The 3,973-nt window shown below is 50.4% G+C and carries 4 protein-coding genes; 1 reads left to right on the forward strand and 3 read right to left on the reverse strand.

From position 1 onward, the window contains the following. Positions 1 to 562 precede the first annotated feature (562 nt). Complete coding sequence (locus tag CALK_RS11520) at positions 563 to 1,537, forward strand: GNAT family N-acetyltransferase (RefSeq protein WP_022637838.1); 975 nt, start codon at positions 563 to 565, stop codon at positions 1,535 to 1,537. Positions 1,538 to 1,559: 22 nt separating this feature from the next. On the opposite strand, the gene CALK_RS13475 is transcribed toward CALK_RS11520, so the two are convergent. The 3 genes from CALK_RS13475 to CALK_RS11530 form a co-directional block, all read right to left on the reverse strand. Then, complete coding sequence (locus tag CALK_RS13475; RefSeq protein ID WP_155851872.1) at positions 1,560 to 1,931, reverse strand: T9SS type A sorting domain-containing protein; 372 nt, start codon at positions 1,929 to 1,931, stop codon at positions 1,560 to 1,562. Continuing rightward, positions 1,813 to 3,237, reverse strand: a complete 1,425-nt coding sequence (locus CALK_RS11525) for a DUF4832 domain-containing protein (RefSeq protein WP_022637839.1) — start codon at positions 3,235 to 3,237, stop codon at positions 1,813 to 1,815. Before CALK_RS11525 ends, CALK_RS13475 begins: the two co-directional genes overlap by 119 nt. A 173-nt stretch (positions 3,238 to 3,410) precedes the next feature. Continuing rightward, positions 3,411 to 3,973: GGDEF domain-containing protein (locus tag CALK_RS11530; protein ID WP_034638332.1), on the reverse strand; the 563-nt coding region annotated here is incomplete at its 5' end.

Below are 3,973 nucleotides of genomic sequence, written 5' to 3' on the forward strand. Positions count from 1 at the left end.
GTGTAGATACAGATTAGGATAGATGATAAGGAAGATTATGAATAAAGAAGAACGCATAAATCAACTTAATGTTTTCAGAGAACTTATCTGTGACTACTCACATAATGGAGAGTATAAAACTCGATCTCAGATTAATAAAATGAAGGCAAGTATTCAACGAGAAATTGTTGAAGCTGGTTGTTTAAAAACCTGAATTCACGGTATGATTTATCACAGAAAATATGAGTCAAAGGAGGAGTTACAACGAGATCTATTTTGGTACATTGAGATTTACTATAATCGGGTTAGAAAACATTCGGCCAATGGGTGGAAGACACCAGAAGAAATGGATCACTTATTTTTAAAGGAAAAAATCTTTCCCCCGCCTTTTTTGGGTGTTGACCGGACTGTATTTTGAAAAAAGAGCCATTCAGCCGGAGGGTATCTCCATGACACAGTCCCATGCTATCTACGTGCGCCCCCTTGTCCCTGCAGAAGATGCGGCAGCCGTAGCCGCTCTGGCCAAACGGGCCTTTCCCCCACGGAATCAGTCTTTGTTGGCATAGATGATGCCGGTGGATATATGGCCGAAGCAGGGGAGCAGGTTGCCGGTGTGTGTCTTATACGGGTGGTTTCCCTTCCTGGAAAAAAGCGGGTGGGCTATGTCTCCTGGCTGATGAGTGATCCGGCATTTCGCGGACAGGGGGTTGCTCAAAGGCTTGTGGATACGGCCACCAACTATCTTGAATCTTTGGGGTGTCATGAAATATGCACCATGGTAGAAGGGTATAATACGGCCTCGTCAAATCGTTTTTTCAGGGTGGGGTATCGCCGGCTAAGCGGCAGCGATCTGCTTCGTGCCTGGGGAGTTATCCATACCCTTGTACTTTGGTGGAAGACGCATTTCTTTTTTGCCCCGGGGCATTTTTTCTGGGTGAAAGGGTGTGTCCCAAAAGAAGCGGGACGGTATGGGGCTGTCCATACGATTTTCTTCCACGGGCTGCTGTGTACAGCCATCGCCCTCTTTCGGGGTGAAATGTTCGGCATGTCCCCGCCAGAGCATGGCTTTGCATGGTTTTTTCCGGCAACCGTCGCCGCAACGCTGCTTTTTTCCCTGCGCCATGGAGTGTTGCGCTATGTGGGAGGGCTGAAGCGGTCCGAATGTGTCTACCGTCCATGGTCGGGAGGAGTGGGTATTACCATCATTACTGCACTTTTGGGCTATGTGTTTCCCCTGCCGGGGGGACTGTATCCGCGCTTGCAGGAGTGGAGCACTGCTCACTATACAGCGCGCTTTGGCCGTGCTGCCATGGTATACACTATGCTGCTTACGGCGCTTCTTTGGTTGAGCTCTTTTTCCATGGTGTCCTTTCCCACAGTATTCTTGCAGCAGACGGCGGGATTTTTCCTCTTTATGGGGATTCCCCTGCTCCTCTTTGATACGGTCTTTGCCTGTGCTCCCTTTGCAGGCTTTACCGCCCGTCGTCTCTACGACTGGCACCGGGGTATCTGGGGCGTTTGTGCCCTGTGCGGTCTTGCAACGTTTTTCTTTCTGTAGAAACCACGCTTGTGCATATACTTTATGGAGTGTAGTGCAGGGGGATGCTCCATGCATGGGTTTTGCCGTGTACGCGGAATATATATACCCCCGGTGAGAGGCCCTCTGCGGGAAGGGACAGAACAGAGGTTTCTTGAGGGACTGTAGCTGTTTTTTCCTGCGAGAGGACAATTCGTCCTGTCGGGGAGATAAGCTGAAACGTAAGCGGTCCATTGTGCGGTGTGGTGAGATGGATGGCGTTATCTTTAAGAAAGATCTGCCGGTCAGCATGGCCACTATGTTTTTTCGCTATGGGAGATAAGTGCCGTGGTATCGGGAAAGACCTCTTCAAAACGGGTGTATCCCCGGGAGGTGGTGTCGGGGGGAACAATACGGAGGCTGTCGCGGAGGACATTTACCCCTGAGGTACTGTCCCAGACATGGTTGTTGGCAAAACGGACGGAGTAACGGTGATCTGTACGGAGGGAGTCATCTGCATCGGGAAGAGCGATTCCCAGGGAGTAGTCTCCTGCGGGAATATCTTCGGGAATGCTGAGATACCAGGTGGTGGTATGGCTTTTTCCCGCCGTCCAGAAACGGGGGTCTTCAAAGAGACGGGCGCGGTATGTCGTGCCCGTGGAATGTTCCTGCAGCACTGCTTCCAGGGGGCGGGGATTATAGAGTTCGCCAAAGCCGGTGTTTGTAAGGGTGGGGGTTACCTGCAGATGGTTTCCTGCGGCAATGTGTGCAGGTATATACGCCTTTTCCAGCACAAATCGATAGCCCAGACGCCGATGTATCTCTTCAAAACAGCCCTCTTCTTCCCAGAGGTCGTGCACATCGCGGTTGTAGTCCCGGTTGAGGTAGTTTACCCGAAGAAGCTCCATTTCCTCCAGGGTGCGTTCGCAGTTGTTATATTCATGGACCTGACAGGTTTCTCCGCCCCATGGAAGGTAGGGAGCTTCATGACCCAGCCAGGCAAGCTCTTTTGTGCGTCCGTGGCGGTGATAGGTGCCCACATCGGTTTCGGAGGAGACAAAGCAGTCGTTGAGATGACCTATGCGGGCAATGGGGAGATCTGAAAAGGCATCTTCTTTTCTAAGCCCCGTTGCGAGGTCGTCAATATCTCCGCCGGTGTGATCCCGTTTATACTGCGGATAGCGCATGAGAAACATCCGGTCTTTGGGTATCGCCTCCATCAGGGCGTTGATAATGGCTTCGCGGTTTTCCGGTTCTGTGAGATCGTGGTGTGAGGCGTGCCATTCACCCCAGGCCCCCACAAAACCCCCGGCCACAACATTCAGGACATCTTTGTTTTTGTGGAAGAGGGGGGTGAGCTGTTCTATATGATGCAGGACAATCTCCAGGGGCGCATCGGGCTCATCCTCTGCGGCGGAGTAGGTGAGACGGAAATTTACCTTCAGGCCGTGGTTACGGGCCTGGTCAAAGAGATTTTGCAGGGTATCCGTGAGGAACTCTTCGGGAAGAGAGCGGTCCCGGTAGTGGGGGACGTATACCCGGCCGTATATGAGGGTTTCTGTACGTTGTCGCATCTCCCCAAGTCCCCAGAGGTCATCGTAATTGCGGTAGCGATGCCAGCCCCGTTCCGGGTTTGGCAGGGGTTCGGTGGTTTTTTCGTAGTAGATGGGCGGTGCCGTGTGGAGAAGAGCCGCAGAGAAAAGACAGATGATTGTGGTACGAAACAGTACGGGATGCAACATGGGGGGCCCCCTCTCGCGGGAACGGGATGGTATCTGAGGTAAGTGTACTATTTTTGCTGCGGTACGTCAAGGGGGGGGGGATGTGTGGTAAAATGTATTTCCATAGCCCATCACATACAACACATTGTACTCTCTTGCAAACCATGAATGCTGGGAAGGCGATTTTACGGAGCTCAGGTATATACAACGGCATTTCTCCCCGACTCTTTTGCGGCATATAATCTCGTATCTGCAAGAGATACTAACTCATCTAGAGATGATGCTTCATGGGATGATGCAACCCCAATGCTGACAGATAGAGGATGCGTGCGGTTTTCTTTGTGTATAGATTTTTTCGCAATTTCCTCCCGTTTTCTTTCATAAATGCTAAGGTGGTCAGGAAGTGTGGTTTGTGGTGATATGATGAGGAACTCTTCTCCTCCATATCTGCCAAATACATCGTATTCCCGGAGGGAAGACGTGAAAGACTCGCATATTTCTTTTAACGTATCATCACCTATAGAATGGCCAAAAAGGTCATTTATCTTTTTAAAATGATCGATATCAACAAAGCCAAGGGTAAAATTGTTTTTGGTTCGGGTAAATCGAGCCCACTCCTTAGACAATGCCTCCATAATAGCCCTTCTATTTAAAATACCCGTAAGGGGATCATGGGTTGCCTGATGTTGTAATAATTTCTGTGCTTCAATAAGGGAGCATTGCAATTCTATCATTCGAAATCCAACCTTGACCCTGT

Origin of the sequence: Chitinivibrio alkaliphilus ACht1, from assembly GCF_000474745.1 — a bacterium.
GTDB classification, from domain to species: domain Bacteria; phylum Fibrobacterota; class Chitinivibrionia; order Chitinivibrionales; family Chitinivibrionaceae; genus Chitinivibrio; species Chitinivibrio alkaliphilus.